Origin of the sequence: Halopenitus sp. POP-27, assembly GCF_029889855.1 — an archaeon.
GTDB lineage: Archaea > Halobacteriota > Halobacteria > Halobacteriales > Haloferacaceae > Halopenitus > Halopenitus malekzadehii.
The window spans coordinates 16,939-32,696 of the sequence record NZ_JARANU010000009.1 but is presented as its reverse complement, the minus strand read 5'-3'; the positions used below and the strand labels follow the sequence as shown (position 1 = coordinate 32,696).

The 15,758-nt window shown below is 69.6% G+C and carries 15 protein-coding genes; 7 read left to right on the top strand and 8 right to left on the bottom strand.

The features are described 5' to 3' along the window. The first annotated feature begins 89 nt into the window (after positions 1–89). The 6 genes from OQF70_RS07110 (at position 90) to OQF70_RS07085 (ending at position 5,264) form a co-directional block, all read left to right on the top strand. Positions 90–695, top strand: a complete 606-nt coding sequence (locus OQF70_RS07110) for a helix-hairpin-helix domain-containing protein (protein WP_280536696.1) — start codon at positions 90–92, stop codon at positions 693–695. Between the two features lie 142 nt (positions 696–837). Beyond that, entirely contained in the window at positions 838–1,293 is a 456-nt protein-coding gene (locus tag OQF70_RS07105) for a Rieske 2Fe-2S domain-containing protein (RefSeq protein WP_280536694.1), read from the top strand. 56 nt (positions 1,294–1,349) lie between these two features. Then, a complete protein-coding gene (locus OQF70_RS07100; RefSeq protein WP_280536693.1) occupies positions 1,350–1,643 on the top strand; it encodes a hypothetical protein in 294 nt (97 codons plus the stop codon). A gap of 5 nt (positions 1,644–1,648) precedes the next feature. Then, positions 1,649–2,368 carry a cob(I)yrinic acid a,c-diamide adenosyltransferase gene (locus tag OQF70_RS07095; RefSeq protein WP_280536692.1) on the top strand — a complete coding sequence of 240 codons (720 nt, stop codon included), beginning with the start codon at positions 1,649–1,651 and terminating at the stop codon, positions 2,366–2,368. Positions 2,369–2,386: 18 nt separating this feature from the next. Then, a complete protein-coding gene (locus OQF70_RS07090; RefSeq protein WP_280536691.1) occupies positions 2,387–4,111 on the top strand; it encodes a cobyric acid synthase in 1,725 nt (574 codons plus the stop codon). Between the two features lie 94 nt (positions 4,112–4,205). Continuing rightward, entirely contained in the window at positions 4,206–5,264 is a 1,059-nt protein-coding gene (locus tag OQF70_RS07085) for a glycosyltransferase family 4 protein (RefSeq protein WP_280536690.1), read from the top strand. Between the two features lie 118 nt (positions 5,265–5,382). Here the strand turns inward: OQF70_RS07085 and OQF70_RS07080 are convergent, their stop codons facing one another. From OQF70_RS07080 to OQF70_RS07065, 4 genes are all read right to left on the bottom strand, one after another. Then, positions 5,383–6,003 carry a halocyanin domain-containing protein gene (locus OQF70_RS07080; RefSeq protein WP_280536689.1) on the bottom strand — a complete coding sequence of 207 codons (621 nt, stop codon included), beginning with the start codon at positions 6,001–6,003 and terminating at the stop codon, positions 5,383–5,385. Positions 6,004–6,152: 149 nt separating this feature from the next. Then, the gene (locus OQF70_RS07075; protein ID WP_280536688.1) at positions 6,153–6,869 is read right to left on the bottom strand and encodes a cyclase family protein; all 717 of its coding nucleotides are present in this window, start codon (positions 6,867–6,869) and stop codon (positions 6,153–6,155) included. Positions 6,870–6,975: 106 nt separating this feature from the next. Further along, positions 6,976–8,409 carry a sodium:solute symporter gene (locus OQF70_RS07070; protein WP_280536687.1) on the bottom strand — a complete coding sequence of 478 codons (1,434 nt, stop codon included), beginning with the start codon at positions 8,407–8,409 and terminating at the stop codon, positions 6,976–6,978. A gap of 135 nt (positions 8,410–8,544) precedes the next feature. After that, complete coding sequence (locus OQF70_RS07065) at positions 8,545–9,735, bottom strand: NrpR regulatory domain-containing protein (RefSeq protein WP_280536686.1); 1,191 nt, start codon at positions 9,733–9,735, stop codon at positions 8,545–8,547. Positions 9,736–9,991: 256 nt separating this feature from the next. On the opposite strand from OQF70_RS07065, the gene OQF70_RS07060 reads away from it, so the two are divergent. Further along, positions 9,992–10,996, top strand: coding sequence for an agmatinase family protein (locus OQF70_RS07060; RefSeq protein ID WP_280536685.1), 1,005 nt, complete (start codon positions 9,992–9,994; stop codon positions 10,994–10,996). A gap of 25 nt (positions 10,997–11,021) precedes the next feature. On the opposite strand, the gene OQF70_RS07055 is transcribed toward OQF70_RS07060, so the two are convergent. The 4 genes from OQF70_RS07055 to OQF70_RS07040 are packed head-to-tail and all read right to left on the bottom strand — an operon-like array spanning position 11,022 to position 15,716. Continuing rightward, positions 11,022–12,275 carry a M20/M25/M40 family metallo-hydrolase gene (locus OQF70_RS07055; RefSeq protein WP_280536683.1) on the bottom strand — a complete coding sequence of 418 codons (1,254 nt, stop codon included), beginning with the start codon at positions 12,273–12,275 and terminating at the stop codon, positions 11,022–11,024. Next, positions 12,272–13,387 carry a diaminopimelate epimerase gene (dapF, locus tag OQF70_RS07050; protein ID WP_280536682.1) on the bottom strand — a complete coding sequence of 372 codons (1,116 nt, stop codon included), beginning with the start codon at positions 13,385–13,387 and terminating at the stop codon, positions 12,272–12,274. Before dapF ends, OQF70_RS07055 begins: the two co-directional genes overlap by 4 nt. Then, positions 13,384–14,880, bottom strand: coding sequence for a diaminopimelate decarboxylase (gene lysA / locus OQF70_RS07045; RefSeq protein WP_280536680.1), 1,497 nt, complete (start codon positions 14,878–14,880; stop codon positions 13,384–13,386). The genes dapF and lysA overlap by 4 nt, the downstream gene beginning before the upstream one ends. Further along, on the bottom strand, positions 14,877–15,716 hold the full coding sequence (locus tag OQF70_RS07040; protein ID WP_280536679.1) for a 2,3,4,5-tetrahydropyridine-2,6-dicarboxylate N-succinyltransferase: 840 nt from the start codon (positions 15,714–15,716) through the stop codon (positions 14,877–14,879). The genes lysA and OQF70_RS07040 overlap by 4 nt, the downstream gene beginning before the upstream one ends. Positions 15,717–15,758 lie beyond the last annotated feature (42 nt).

The following is a 15,758-nucleotide window of genomic DNA, read 5'->3' as shown; positions in this document are numbered from 1 at the left end:
ACGGACCCGACCGTATCGACCCCAGTCGCGGCAGTGTCCGGCCGATCCGTCGGTGCCTTTTAACTGTACACCGTTCATACGGAGTCACAATGGCACTCCTACAGAAGCTCAAAGAGAAACTCGGTATCGGCGGCACGTCGACGACCGACCATACCGACACCGACACCGAGGTCACCGTCGAGCACGACCCCGACGAGGCGGTCGCGCAGGACGCGGGCGATTCGGCCGCGGACCCGGATCAGGGTGCCGCGGCGGAGACGGATGCGGCCGCCTCGACGGAGACGCTCGTCGACGAGGCGGCCGCCACGGAGCCCGAGGAGGCGGCCGAACCGGCCGAGGCCGCCGGTCCGGACGCACAGGATCGCGAGGCGACGGCCGACGGTGCTGACGCGGAGACGACCGCAGAGAACGGGGATGCCTCCGAGACCGTCGACACGGAGTCGGCTGCGGCGGACGGGAACGAGTCCACCACGGAGGAGGACGACGTGGACGAACCCGAGGACGCCGACGGTGCCTCCGGCACGCCGGTCGACACGATCAAGGGTATCGGCCCCGCCTACGCCGAGCGGCTCGCCGAGATCGGGATCGACTCGGTCGAGGACCTCGCCGGCGCGGACGCCGCTGCGGTCGGCGAGGGCGCGAACGTCGGGGAGTCCCGGGCAGCCACCTGGATCGAACGCGCGAACGAGGCCTGATCCCCAACCGACTGTCCCCCCGGTCGGGGATCGGAGCGGGGTGACGTCGCCGGAGCAGTCGGAGCGGTCGGAGCAGCGTCGGAGACACAGCGGACCGTGAGCGTCTCGCAACGTTCAAACCGCCCGCCGAGCACCGGATCGTATGGACGAGGATCGTCGGATGCTTCCTGCGGCGGACGTGCCGACGGACGGAACGGTACTCGTGACGCTACGGCCGGTCGGGGACGTCGAAACCGAAACCGGAGACCGGGGCGGCGACGGCGAGGAGCTTGAGGCGATGCTCATCGAGCTGGCCGACGGCATCGCCTGCTACCGCAACTACTGTCAACACTGGACGGACGTTCGGATCGATCGTGGAAACGGCGCGACCGTTCGCAACGGGGAGATCGTCTGTGAGAAACACGGCGCGTACTTCGCGTCCGACACCGGCGTCTGTTCGTTCGGCCCGTGTGAGGGGTCGGTCCTGGATGCGATCGACGTGGCGGTTCGAGACGGCCACGTGGTGTTGGCCGATCCCGAGTACGCTTTCGAACGTCTCGGTCCCACGGAGCGGCCGGACGCCGCGGGCGGCTCGCGGATCGACTTCACCGGATCGTAGCGACGCGATCGACGTCCGGAGTAACATTCAGGTAGCGGTATCGAGAAGGGATCGGTATGCCACCCGAGACCGGTGACGATGACGCTGACGGAACCCAGGACGGACTGACTGAAGCGGACCTCCAGGAGCTGACCGACGGACTCGTGAAACACTCCTCCGGCGGCGGGACGACGGTGTACAAGAACGCCGCGGGTGTTGGCTGTCCGAACCCGAACTGCGACCGCGGCATCTTCCGGACGCTGTTCGTCAGCGACACGGGCTGGCAGGAGCTCGGCGCCACCCGCGAGGGCGTCCACCTCTGTCTCACCTCGACCGACGACACGCGACTCGTGTTCATCCACGAGGAGTGATCCCGGTGGACGGCACATCCGACCACCACGAGGAGGCTGCCGACCGAGGACCGTCCGGCGACGCCGATCGCGGAACGCCCGGCGCCGGCGTCACCCCGACCGCGCGGGAGATCGCCCCGGCCGCCCCCGAGGAGTTCGGCCTCATCCAGGTCTGGTGGGGAGACGGCAAGGGGAAGACCACCGCGGCGCTCGGAATGGGGATGCGGGCCGCCGGACACGGCTACCGGGTCCACCTCCTGCAGTTTATGAAGGGTGGCGCCGACTCCGTCGAGCCGGACCGCGGCGAGTACAACGCGATCGCCGCACTCCCCGGGATGTCCTATGAGAACACCGGCCACTACGGCTGGCACGGGTTTCGGGACGGCTCGGCCGACGACGATCACGCTGCGAAGGCCGCCGGCGGACTGGCGCGAGCCCGGGAGCTCATCGACGCGGCCGCTGACGCCGACCTGACCGATCCGCTCCCCCTGGCCGGCGATCCCGCGGACGGGGTCCACCTGTTGATCCTCGATGAGATCCTGTACGCCGCCGACAAGGGACTCATCGACGCCGCCGACGTCCGCGAGCTGATCGAGGCGAAGCCGGCCGATCTCGAACTCGTCGTGACCGGGAGCCACACGCGTCCCGACTACCTCGAGGACGACGTCGATCTGATGACCCGCGTCGGGAAGGAGAAACACCCGATCGACGCCGGGATTCGGGCGCGAAAGGGGACCGAGTTCTGAGCCGGAACCCGTGATTCGATGACCCGATCGGACACGCGCACGCTGCTCGTCGCCGGCACGGCCAGCCACGTCGGCAAAAGCACCGTCGCCGCCGGACTCTGTCGGCTCCTCTCCGACCGGGGCGTCGACGTCGCGCCGTTCAAGGCACAGAACATGTCGAACAACGCTCGAGCCGTTCCCCGCACGACCGGGTCGGATCACTCCCCGGCGGCCGAGTCGGATGCCGGCTCCGGCTTCGGCGAGATCGGCGTCTCCCAGTACACCCAGGCTCGTGCGGCCCGCGTGCCCCCGACGACCGACCACAACCCCGTGTTGCTCAAGCCCAGCGGTGGCGGCGAGTCGCAGGTCGTCATCGACGGAGTGCCGGCGGCGACCGTTCCCGCCGGCGAGTATTACGACGACCACTGGGAGACGGCCCGGAACGCCGTCGTCGACGCTCACACCCGACTCGCGGCCGATGCGGAGATGATCGTCGCCGAGGGGGCCGGCTCGATCGCGGAGATCAACCTTCACGATCGGGACCTCGCCAACGTCGAGACCGCCCGGATCGCCGACGCCGACGTGCTTCTCGTGGCCGACATCGAGCGTGGCGGCGTCTTCGCATCGCTCGTGGGAACGCTCGAGTTGCTTCCGGACGACATCCGTGATCGCGTCGTCGGCGCCGTGATAACCAAGTTCCGTGGGGATCGATCCCTCCTGAAGCCCGGTCTCGAGGCGTTCGAGGACCGGACGGGCGTGCCGGTTCGCGGGGTGCTCCCCTTCGACGATCCGGGCTTGCCGGCGGAGGACAGCGTCGACCTCCCGGCGGCCGATGCCCGGACGCCGACGGTTCGCGGGGATGATGACGGCGTTTCTCACGCCGATGCGATCACGATCGCGGTGCCGCGGTTACCGCGGATCTCCAACGTCACGGACCTCGAACCGCTTGCGGCCGAACCGGGCGTCCACGTGCAGTACCTGCCGGTTGGGGACCGCCGAGACGTCGGCTCCGGATCCGCCGAACCGCTTGTGGACGCCGACGCCGTCGTCCTCCCCGGAACGAAGAACACCGTCGACGACCTGATCGCCCTTCGGGACGCCGGGTTCACCGCGGCGATCCGCGACTTCGAGGGGCCGGTCGTCGGCCTCTGTGGCGGCTACCAGCTGCTCGGCGACCGGATCCTGAACGCCGACGTCGAGGGGACGACCGACGCCTCGACGGTCGAGGGGCTGGGGCTGTTGCCGGTCGAGACGGTCTTTTCACACGACAAGCACGTCGTCGAAACCACGCTTCGGATCGACGGAGCTGGTCCGCTCGCCGGCGCAACGGGGACGGTCCGGGGCTATGAGATCCATATGGGTGAGACGCGACCGGCGTCTCGCGACGCTCCTCCTGCGGCGGGCGTCGACCCGGCGCTGCAGACCCCGTTCTCGCCAATGACCGACACCGACGACGTCGGTGGCGATGCCGACGACGCTGACGCTGCTGACGGCGATGAAGTGGATCGGGACGACCGGGACGGCGTCGCCCTCGGGGCCGCGCTCGGCGGCCGGTCCGGGGTCGTCGGGACCTATCTCCACGGGCTCTTCGAGAACCGCGACGCTCGGTCCGCGTTCCTTGCCGCAGCAGCGAGCAGTTCGGATCCGGATCGATCGATCGACCGATTCCGCGACTCCGCTGGCGAGGACCCCTCTCCGTATGACGCGGCCGCCGATCTGCTCGTCGAACACGTCGATCTCGACGGGCTGGTTCCGGACCGGTAGGTTCGAACCGGTACCCGACCGACGCGTTCGGGCGGCGTCGTTCGGCGTACCGGATGGCGTGGATTTTTATCGTCCGGCGACGACCCGTCCACGTATGCGTGTCGCGTTCGTCTCGCTTTTCACCCCACACCACGGCGACACCCCTGCCCGACGTCGAACGCGACGACTCGCCGACGCACTCGCCGACCGCGGCCACGACGTCGTATGGCTGTGTGCCCAGTGGTGGGGCGGCGACCACGGCGCGTTCACCGAGGACGGGATCGAGTACCGGCGCGTCGGTGCCGACCCGGAACCGATCGCGTTCACAGCCCGGATTCCGGCGGCGTTGCGGCGGTTCGACCCGGACGTCGTCCACGCCGTCAACAGCCCACCCGGCGGCGCCATCGCGGCGACCGTGAGCCGGCCGATCCACGGCGCACCGGTCGTCGTCGACTGGTGGCGCGACCGTCCCGAGGACGGCACGATCGGGTACCGGATCCTGGCTCGACGTGCGGACGCGGTCGTGACGCCGGCCAAGACGGTGGCGACGCGGGTCCGCGAACACGGCGCACCCGGTGACGGCGTCGAGACGATCCCCGAAAGCGTCGACCTCGACGCCGTCGACTCCACACCCGTCGATGACCGGTTCGACGTGGTCTACTCCCGACGGCTCGACCGGCACGCGAACGTCGACTCGTTCCTGCTGGGTCTCGCGGAGCTGCGTGATACGGACTGGTCCGCGGCGGTCATCGGCGACGGTCCCGAGCGGGCTGCCGCCGAGGCGACCGCTGCCGACCTTCGGCTCGCGGACCGGGTCGAGTTCCTCGGCGAGCAGCCGCTTGCCGATCGCCTCGCGACGTTCAAGGGCGCCCACGTGTTCGCCCAAACTGCGACCAACGAGGCGTTCGCGGTCGATCTCCTCCGGGCGCTCGCGTGTGGTTGCGTCGGCCTCGTCGAATACCAGGCCGGATCCAGCGCACACGAGCTCGTCGAGGGCGACGCCCGTTCCAGCCTCGTCACGAGTCCCCAGGAGCTTGCGACCGCCTTCCGCGAGGCGGCCACACGGCCACACCGGACGACCGGCAACGGGTTCGAGGCGTACGACCGCCGCACAGTGTTGGAGCGGTATCTCGAGCGCTATCGCTCGGTCCGTTCCGATCGCGGCCTGTTGTAGTCCGATCCCGATCGTGTGTCGACGATTGGCTGGACGTCGACGACTGGCTGATCGTCGACGATCGCGTCATCGCCTCGGTGGCGGTGATCGGGACACGAGAACGGTCCGGCGCCGGTGGCTATTCGCCGCCGCCGTCGCCGCCGTATCGGAGGAAGAAGAACGCCATTCCGAGCGTCGAGACCATCGCGATGAACGTCGCGATCCCGAGCGCCTTTGCCCCCTCGGGAACGAAGACGACGCCGGAGGCGCTGTCCCCGCCGCCGGTCGATTCGGTTTCGATGTCTCCGCCGACGGCGATGCCACCGTGCATGCCGACCTGGGAGTGTGGGTCACACTGGTAGTGGGTGATGCCGGCGTCCTCCTCGGAGGTTTCGTACTCGAAGGTGAACCCTTCCTCGCCGGTGATCTCGCTCTCGAAGGAGGCAGGGCCGTCGACCGCGTGGACGTTGTGGTCGCCGCCGTTGCCCGTCCACTCCCAGACGATCGTGGTTCCGGGATCGATCCAGACCTTCGTGGGGTCGAACGCGAGGCCGTCGCCCGCGCCGACCGAAATCGTTACCTCGTCCTGTCCGCGGGCGTCCGTGTAGCTGTTCACGTTCCCCTCGACCGACGAGGGCCACACCGGAACCTCCTCCTGTGCCGCTGCCGATCCGGCGGCGCCGGCGGCGACCCCAGCCGCGGCAGCGGTGCCGCCGGCCGTGCGAAGCAGCGCCCGTCGCGAGACGTCCTCCGTACTCATACCCGTGGCTTGGAGACGCCCTGTAGTGAATACTTTGGTTCGCGGTCCGCCGATCGAGCGCCTCGGTCACACCATAGGTATCGGCGAGCCGTTCATCGATCCACGATCCGAGACGCCGGAGACCGGTTCGTGGACTCGCCCTCGGCCGGTCAGTGAGCGGCGCTTGGCGCCTCCTTGACGAACGCCACCGCGCGCACGGGCGCGCCGTCGCCGCCGGCGATCGGCAGCGGAAACGCGTACAGCGTGAACCTGTCGGGAAGTCCCGCGAGGTTCGTGAGGTTCTCGACGATCGGGAGGCCGGCCCCGAGAAGCGCGTGGTGGACCGGAAACCCGTCGGGTTCGTCCGGCTGATCTGGTTCGTCCGACCCGCCGGACGTGGCGTCCCCGGTGGGCGTCGGATCCGGGTTGAGCGCGTCGATCGCGACCCCACAGTCGGCCTCGCGGAGCGCTCGTGCCGCCGCCGGCGTTAGGTAGGGATGATCCCGGTAGCGGTCGGCGTTCCAGTGGGCGTCCCAGCCGGTTCGGACCACGAGGAGGTCGGCGGCCGCGAGCGCGTCCGGGTTCGGGAGGGCGTCGGCGCCGATGGGCTCGCGGGCCGAACACGGCGTGACGTCGAGGAACCGGGCGTCGAAGACGTACTCGCCGACCGGCCGGTCATCGAGGTCCGCCCCGCCGGATTCGGTGTGGCTCGGCGCGTCGATGTGCGTGCCGGTGTGGCTGCCGCAGTGCAGTTCGTGGACGGCGGCGCCGTCGTCGGCGATCGTCGCGGCCGGCGTGAGTTCGACCGGCGGATCGCCGGGGAACGTGGACATTCCGGACTCGATCGGCTGTGAGAGGTCGCGATACGCGTCGGATCGGTGGGGCATACCGGGCCCTTCGACGAGGATCCCCGAGAAACGTGCGGATCGTGGGGATAGTCGGTCAATGGGGGAAGCGGAGGGCCGGTAGTGGCCAAACCGTCACGCTACGCGGTCACTCGATCGACGGTCCGTCGGAGATGCTCTCGAGCCAGGCCTCGAGCTTCTCGCGCGGCGGCGGACCGGTGACCAGGCTCACGCTCACGAAGAGCACGAGGCTGGCGACGAGCCCGTAGATGATCGGGCGGTTCGAGCCGAAGCCGTAGACGGCCATCGACGCCACGACGACGACGGAGCTACCAAGGATCGACGCGACGGCCCCCTGCCAGGTCCCGCCGCGCCAGAAGAACGCCGCCATCAGGGGCACGAAGATCGCGCCAGTCAGCAGGTTGTACGCCAGCGTGAGCGCGTTGACGACGTCCCCGATCAGGATCGCCACCCCGATCATTCCCACACCGAGCACGAGGATCCCGACCCGGGAGACCAACGTATACCGCTGCTCGCTGGCGTCGGGGTCGATGAACCGCTTGTACACGTCGTTGGTGAACAGCGTGCTCGAGGCGAGCAGCGCCGAGTCTGCGGTCGACATCATCGCCGAGATGAACCCGGCGAGGATGAGTCCCGAGAGGCCGGTGGGAACCGTCTCGAGGACCAGCTGCGGAAGCGCGAGATCGGCGTTCTCGAGCCCGGGGAACAGCACCAGGGCGATCATCCCGAGCACCGCGGTCGCGATCCCGTAGACGACCGCGTACGCGCCCGTGGCAATGTTCCCGACCCGAGCCGTCCGCGGGCTGTCGGCCGTGAAGACGCGCTGCCAGATGTCCTGGCCGATCATGATCCCCAGGAAGTACAACAGGAAGTAGCTGATCACGGTGTCGATCCCGATGCCGGTCGGGCTGAAGTAGGAGGGGTCGAGCTCGGCCGTGAGCCCCGAGATCCCGCCGACCTCGAGCAGACCAAGCGGCAAGGCAAACACGAAGACGCCGATCGTCATGATGATCCACTGGACGAAGTCGGTGATCGTGACCGAGAACATCCCGCCGAGTGCGGTGTACCCGATGACGATGATTCCGGCCACGAGGATCATCGTGTTGAGCTGGTAGTCGAGCAGCGCCGTGAGCACGGTTCCGATCGAGATCACCTGCGTGATCGCGATCGTCAGCGCGTAGATGCCGGCGACGAGCGCGCCGACGGTCGCCGAGTACTTCTCGAAGCGTCGTTCGAGGATCTCGCCGAGCGTGTACGCCTTGAGGTTCGCGAGTTCGGTCGAGATGAGAAAGCCGATCGCCGCGACGCCCAGCCCGAGCCAGACGACGAGCCAGGCGCCGGAGACGCCGTGTTGGTACCCCAATCCGCCGCCGCCGATCGTCGATGCGCCGCCGAGGATGACCGCGGACATCACCGGCACGTACATCCAGATCGGGATGTCCCGTCCGGCGACGAGATAGTCGTCGAGGGTATCCGAACGTCGGTACCCCCAGTAACCGACGCCCAACAGGCCGATCATGTAGAGCACGATGATGCCGAAGTCGATGCCGACGAGTGACATGGAAATTGTTTGCCACCAGTCCGGTTGTAAACGTTTCGCTCCACGAGCGATCGCTCGTCAGTCAGCGCCGCTCGTCAGTCGTCCCGCTCACCGGTCGTCCCGCTCACCGGTCGTCCCGCTCACCGGACGTCCCGCTCACCGGTCGTCCCCGAACGGTCCGTCAGTCTCGAGGCGGTCGGCCGGGCGGAGCCGACCCCGATCGATCGTGTCGTACAGCGTGTCCCACTCCGACGACAGGCCGCGCTCGGCGAGCACGGCGATGGCGAGTTCGCCGGATCCGCCGTACGTCGCGGCCCCAAACTCCCAGCCCGGTGGTCCGAGGGGGAAGGGACCGCCTTCCCGTGGGCGACGAACGTCGATCACGCCGCCGAGCGCGTCGCGCGTCGCGACCACGAGATCGCGAGCTTCGGAGTATCGAGTGAGCGGAAACTCCCGGTAGTCGACAGCGAGAACGCCGCTATCATCCTCCTCGAGGATCGGGGTCGTGTCGGTACGGCCCGCCTCGATGAGGAGCGAGAGGACGTCGACGGAGGCGTCCTCGCCGCTGATCACGTCGACGTATCTGTCGATCCGGCCGCCGAATCGACCCTCCTCGCCGGTTCCATCGCCCTCGCTGTCGTCTCCGCCCTCGCTGTCGTCTCCGCCCTCGCTGTCGTCTCCGCCCTCGCTGTCGTCTCCGCCCTCGAAATCGTCCGCATCCGTGCTCGCCATGTCCACGTCGGCGGCGCCTCCAGCCTCGGCGCCGTCGAAGCGATCGGGTCGAGCCGTAGGCGGCGTGTACGCCACCACACCTGCGGTCCGGAGGTCGGTGTCGATCCCGTGTGAGAGGAGGGTCCCGTCGAGGGTGAGACTCGAGGGAACGAGGACGCGATGGCGGTCGGCGCCGTCACCGACCGGCTCGATCGCGGCGGGGACGGGACCGAGCGGACTCGTGTGCAGCGACCGGATCGCCTCCAGGGCGGGATCGAGGTCGGCGGTGTCGACGAGCGCGCTCGAGACGAGCAGCACGCCGGTATCCTCGAGGGGATCGTAGGTCACCCGGCTTCGCAACGTCGCGATCCGCGAGCGAACGTGGTCGAGCCGGCTGCTGACGTTTCCCCGTTCGAGCTCGGTCCGTCCGGCAGCGGTGAGGCGGCGTCCCTGGCCGGGGACCTTCTCGGTGAGCCCCGCCTCGTCGAGGTCGGCAAGCGTGAGCCGGATCGTCCGTCCGGTGATCGAGTAGCCGTGCCGCCGCATCAGTTCGACGAGCCGGATGCTCCCGACCGGCTCGTGTCGATCGACGAGCCACAGCAGGTCGTACGTCCGACCGTCGAGGTCGCGGTCCATCGTTCCGTCCCACGGGCACGGCCTACAAGACTTCGGCGGTCTCCCGGGCGCGGTGGCGTCCCGTTCGCGACGATGTCCACGCTTACGGGGACGCGATCGCCGATCGAGGAGGAAGGTTTATGCGGATTCCGTGACGAATCGGTGGCAATGAGGTTCCACCAATGACGGTCACGCGACCCGGTTCGACCGACGTAGAGCACACGGGGCGGGCAACGATCACCCACCGATTCGACGGAAGCCGCACCGAGGTGGTCCGGTGAGCCGCCAGACGCCCGCCGGTCGCTTCCGCGGGGATCACCCGGCCTCGTCGCTCGAGTTCGCGTACGCGGGGATCCCGACCTTCCTGAAGGCCGATCATCGCGACGTCGAGGACATCGCGGACTACAACGCCGGCGTCGTCGGCGTCCCGTACGACTCGGCCGTCAGCAACCGGCCTGGAGCACGCTACGGACCGCGGGCGGTCCGGGAGGCCAGCGGCTGGTGGGACTACCTCTCGGGGTACAAGGGCGGGCTGACGAACATGCGGACCGGCGAGGACGTCGACTTCGGTTCGCTCTCGGTCGCCGACTGTGGCGACGTGCCGGTGTTCCCGATGGACCAGGAGACGACCGCCGAGAGCATCACGGCACACGTCGCAACCGTCGCCGAGCAGGCGTTTCCCGTCCTCATCGGCGGCGACCACTACTGTACGTTCCCCGCCTTCCGCGGGTTCGCGGAGGGGGCGGGCCACGACGACGTCGGGCTCGTTCAGATCGACGCCCACACCGACACCGTCTCCGAGAGTCCGATCTTCGGCCGGGAGTTCCACGGCTCGAGCACGGCGCTGATGGCCGACTCGCAGTACGGCGATCTCGAGAACGTGAGCCAGGTCGCCATTCGTGGCTACGAATCCCCGGCGTTCTTCGAGTTCGCCGAGGAGACCGGACTCAACCTCTTCGCGATGCCCGAGATCGAGGAGCGCGGAATGGACGCGGTGATCCGCGACGCGATCGCGGCTGCCGCCGAGGGGACCGACGCGGTCTACGTCACCTTCGACATCGACTCCGTCGACCCGAGCGTGGCGCCCGGAACGGGGACGCCCGAACCGGCCGGGCTCTCGGCCTCGCAGGCGCTGACGGCGATGGAGGTCCTCGGCGGCCACGACGCCGTCGGCGCCGTCGACCTGATGGAGGTCGCTCCGGACTACGACCCGGCCGGGAACACCTCGCGGCTGGCGGCGAACCTGCTCGTGGCGTTCCTCGAGCGCAAGTTCGCGGTCTAACCCTGCCGCCGCCGCTGCCCGCGTATCACTCCGCTTCGAGCAGCCCGGACAGCGTCCACGCGACCGCGTCGCCGGCCCACTCCACCTCGCGCACGCGGACGTACTCGCGATCGGCGTGGGCCACCGCGCCCTCGGCGTCAGCCAGGTCTCCCGGGCCGAAGACCACGGTCGGAGTCGGCGAGAAGTAGGACGCTTCGGTGGCAGCCGAGAACGGGCGAACGTTCCCGCCCCGATCGCGAACGGCAGCGGGAGCGTCCTCGCCCCCGTGAGCGTCCTCGTCCGCGGACGTGCTCTCGCCCACAGGTGTGTCCTCGTCCGCAGGGCGCGTCACGTCGATCGCGTCCGCGAGCAGCCGAACGAGCTCGTGGTCGGGATCGGTCGAGAAGGCCTCGAGGAACGGCGACTCGCGGTCGGTGAGTTCGACCCCGACGCCGACGTCATCGGGGACGGCCGCCCGGACGTCGTTCGCCAGCGACTCGCGGAAGCCCGCGGCCGTCTCGGGTGGGATCGACCGCCGGTCGACGACGATCGCACACCGATCCGGGACCTGGTTGGTCGCGCTGCCGCCCTCGATCACCGTCGGCGTGAGCCGCGCCGGGCCGAGTTGGTCGTGGGGCGGCCGGTCCGCGTCGAACTCGCGGACGGCACCGAGCACCCCTTCGGCGGCCGCCACCGCGTTGGCTCCCGCGTCCTCGGCGGCGTGAGCCGTCTCGCCCGACAACTCGATGGTCCCCTCGAAGCGTCCCTTCGCGGCCGTACAGACGTCGAGACCGGTCGGCTCGCCGACGATGTACAGATCGCCGTCGAGTTCGTCCTCGGTCCCCTCGAGCCCCCCGGTGAGCGCCGCGGCGCCGAGGGAGTGTACCTCCTCGTCGGGCGTGATCGCGAGCGTGAGCCGACCGCGATCGGGATCGGTCGCGAGAAAGCCGACGAGCAGCGCTGCAAGCGGGCCCTTGGCGTCGCAGGACCCACGACCGCGGATCACGTCGACGCCCGCTTCGCCCTCGACCGTCGAATCCGGGTCGCGCTCGAACGGGATGTGGGGGGTTACGGTGTCGATGTGGGTGTTACAAACGACGTGCGGGCCGGCGTCGAGGTCGGCCGACGGCTTGCTCGCGAGCACGTTGCCGGCGTCGTCGACCCGGGCCTCGATCCCGTGCTCGGCGAGCGTCTCGACGAGGAACTCGCGCATGTCCCCGACGTCCTCGTGGGACGGATGACGGACCGCGGTCTCCAGAAACGCGATCGGATCGAAGCCGTCGCCGTCGGACCGGGTCATCGCGGATCGTCCTCCGCGTTCCGGTTCGAGTCAGCGGCGTCTGGGCCGTCAGTATCGGCTCCGGAACCGGTCCCCGGATCGACCGCGGGGGTCGCGTCGGCGGCGGCCGCCTCATCGACCTCCGGATCGACGGCGAGTTCGCCGGCGCCCTCCTCGGCGACCGGGCCGGAAAGGGTCGCGGGACCCTCATCGGGAACGGTGATCTCGAGCTCGCCACCCGGCGGGCGCGATCGGACGGTTTCGGCGTCGACCCGGCCGGTCCGGCGCGCGACCGCAGCGATCGCGACCGCGCCGGTGCCACACGACCGCGTTTCGCCCTCGACGCCGCGCTCGAAGGTGCGCTGGCGGTAGGTGGGGACGAGGCCGTCGAACTCGCGGTCGTCGGCCGACCCGTCGTCGGGCGTATAACTGACGCGCTGCGCGAGATTCACGTTCGCCCCCTCCGGAAAGACGTCGGCGTGGCGAACCGGCTCGGCGACCGCTTCGAGATCGATGTCGTCGATCGCCTCAGCGTCCGCATCGCCGTCCTCCTCGATGAACGCCACCGCGTGCGGGACGCCGGTGTTCACCGCGGAGACGGTGAGCCCCTCGACATCGGTCTCGATGAGGGGCGCGTCGGGATCGCCGTCCCGGAGTTCAGGGTCGTCCGCGCGCGAGCGATCGACCGGGACGTCCGCGGGATCGAACCGGGGGATCCCCATCTCGATCGTGACGTCCCGGCCGTTCGCGTCGACCGCGGCGCGCCGGTCGCCGGCTGGCGTCTCGATCACGAACTCGGTCTCGCCGGTGCGGTCGTGGGCCCAGGCGGCGACGACGCGCGCGCCGTTGCCACACATCGCCGCGGTCGAGCCGTCCGGCTGGACGAGCGACATCGTGACGCGAGTCGGGTCGGAGTGCGAGCCGGATTCCGCATCGATCCCGAGGAACAACACGCCGTCGGCGCCGCGACGCCCCGTGCCCGGCGATTCGGCGCCGGTCTCGCGGTCACAGTGGGCGATCGCGAACGTCCGGCGGTCAGCGAACGCGGCGAGGCCGGATCGCTCGGCGTCGACCTCGTCGACGACGATGAAGTCGTTGCCCGTGCCGTGGTACTTCCGGAACGGGACCGTCATTCCGCATCCTCCGTTGAACTCACGTCGCCGGCGGGACGCACCGGGTCCTCGAGCGCCGCGAACCCCTCGTAGCCCGCCCGGCGCTCGACGGCGGTCACGTCGGCGATCGTCTCGCGATCGCGGACCAGGGTCGGGCCGGGATCGGCCGCATCGGGGCTCTCGTCGGTTCCCGTGGTCGTATCCCCCCCGACGCCGACCGCGACCTCGGCCGGTCGTGGCCGGGAGTTGTACTGGCTGGCCATCTCGTAGCCGTAGGCGCCCGCGATCCCGATCGCCAGGACGTCGCCGCGTTCGGGAGCCGGAAGCGGCCGGTCCTCACAGAACACGTCCGCCGTCTCACAGATGGGGCCGGTGACCGTGACCGGGATGGGATCCCGGTCGCCCCGATCGTCGATGACGTCGCCCCGGTTCTCCCCGCTGTGGGACGCCGATGAGACGTTCCGGATCGGGTGAAACGCGTCGTACATCGCGAGGCGGAGCAGATCGGTCATCCCGGCGTCGACGCCGACGACGGTTGTCTCCGGCGCCGGCTTGACGGTGTTGACTCGCGTCAGGAGGACGCCTGCGTCGGCGACCACGTAGCGGCCGGGTTCGACGGCGAGGTCGAGGCCGGCGTCGCGATCGACGTCGGCGTCCTCCAGGGCGGTCTCGAACGCCTCCCGCGTCGCGTCGGCGACCGCCGGAAGGTCGAGCGGCGGTTCGTCATCGCGGTAGGGAACGCCGAAGCCGCCGCCGACGTCGACGTACTCGAGGGTGATGGGGTCCGCGTCGGCGTCCTCACGATCCCCGGCTGCCGGATCGACGAGGGCGGCGGCCAGCGCACCCATCCGCGAGACGAGTTCGCGGTGGCGGTCGAGTCCGTCGGCATCGATCCCGGAGCCGGCGTGGGCGTGGATCCCGACGACGTCGAACCGATCGGTTGCCTCCCGGACGACGTTCGCGGCGCGGTCGTAGGGGACGCCGAACTTGGCGTGGGCGCCGGTTCGGACCTTCTCGTGATGGCCGGCGTCGACGCCCGGGGTCACCCGGATGCAGACCCGGCCGTCGAAGCCGCGGTCGGCCAGCCGGTCGAGGGTGTCGACCGCGCCGGCGGTGATCGTGATTTCGGGGTGCTCGCGCCATCGATCGACGACGTGGTCGAGATCTCTCGCGGGCGGGTTGACGGCGGTGTAGTGGAGTCGGTCGCCGGAAAAGCCGGCCGCGAGCGCGCGTTCGAGCTCGCCCGCGGAGGCACACTCCGCTGCGAGGCCCGCCCGCTCGACCGTTCGGAGGACCGACTGGCCGGTGTGGGCCTTCACCGCGTACCGGACGTCGGCGTCCGGGAAGGCGTCCCGCAGCCGGGCGCAGTTCTCCCGGACCCGATCGCGGTCGATCACGTACAGGGGCGTTTCGTACCGGTCGGCGAGGGCCGCCAGGCGGTCCGCATCCCAGTCGGCGAGCCGGCGAACCGGCGGATTCGACGACGATGCGTCCTCGGGCGTGGGACCGCTCATTCCCGGAGCGCCTCCTCCCGCTGGGTGGCCTCGAGGGTCTCGTCCTCGACGTCGGTCGCGACGACGGCGGGCTTGTAGGCGCCGCCCTCGAAGAGGTCGTGGTCGCTCACCGAGGATTCGACCATCCGGGTGAACGCACGGCGGTTCGCGGGAAGGTGGCCGAAGACGACCTCCTCCTCGACGAGGTCGTAGACGGGGATCCGCGGGGTGAGCAGCGTGTTCTCGCCGACGATCGAGTTCTCGCCGATCCGGAAGCCGGAGGTGACACGGCAGCCGGCACCCAGCGCGACGCCGTCCTCGATGACCACCGGTGCGTCCTCAACCGGCTCGAGCACGCCGCCGATCAGCGTGTTCGCGCCGAGCTTGACGTTCGCGCCGATCTGGGCACAGGAGCCGACCGTGTCACAGGAGTCGACGAGCGTCCCGTCGCCGACGTACGCGCCCACGTTGACGAACGAGGGGCTCATCATAATGCAGTCGCTCCCGAGGTAGGCGCCCCGCCGGATCGCGGTGCCGTCCGGCGTGTTCCGGGTGCCGCGCTCGCCCAGATCGGCGGTGTCCCGTAGCGGGAGGACGTCGTGGTAGGTGACGTCGCCGTATGTCCGTCCCTCGGTCTCGCGGAGCCCGAAGTTGAGGAGAATCCCCCGCTTCACCCAGGCGTTCGCCTCCCAGGAGGTCACGTCGATGCCCGTCTTCTCGGCCGCACGGACCTCGCCGGTCTCGAGGGCGTCGAGGAAGTCGTCGAGGACCGCTTCGTCGTCCGCGGTCGTCCCACTCGCCGAAAGTCCCTGTTCGGAGCGCCGCCAGAGGTCGGTGACGTCTGCTTCGAGCGTCATGGTGAACCAATGGGTGAGTGGGGGTTTTTAGCCGTCGGTTCC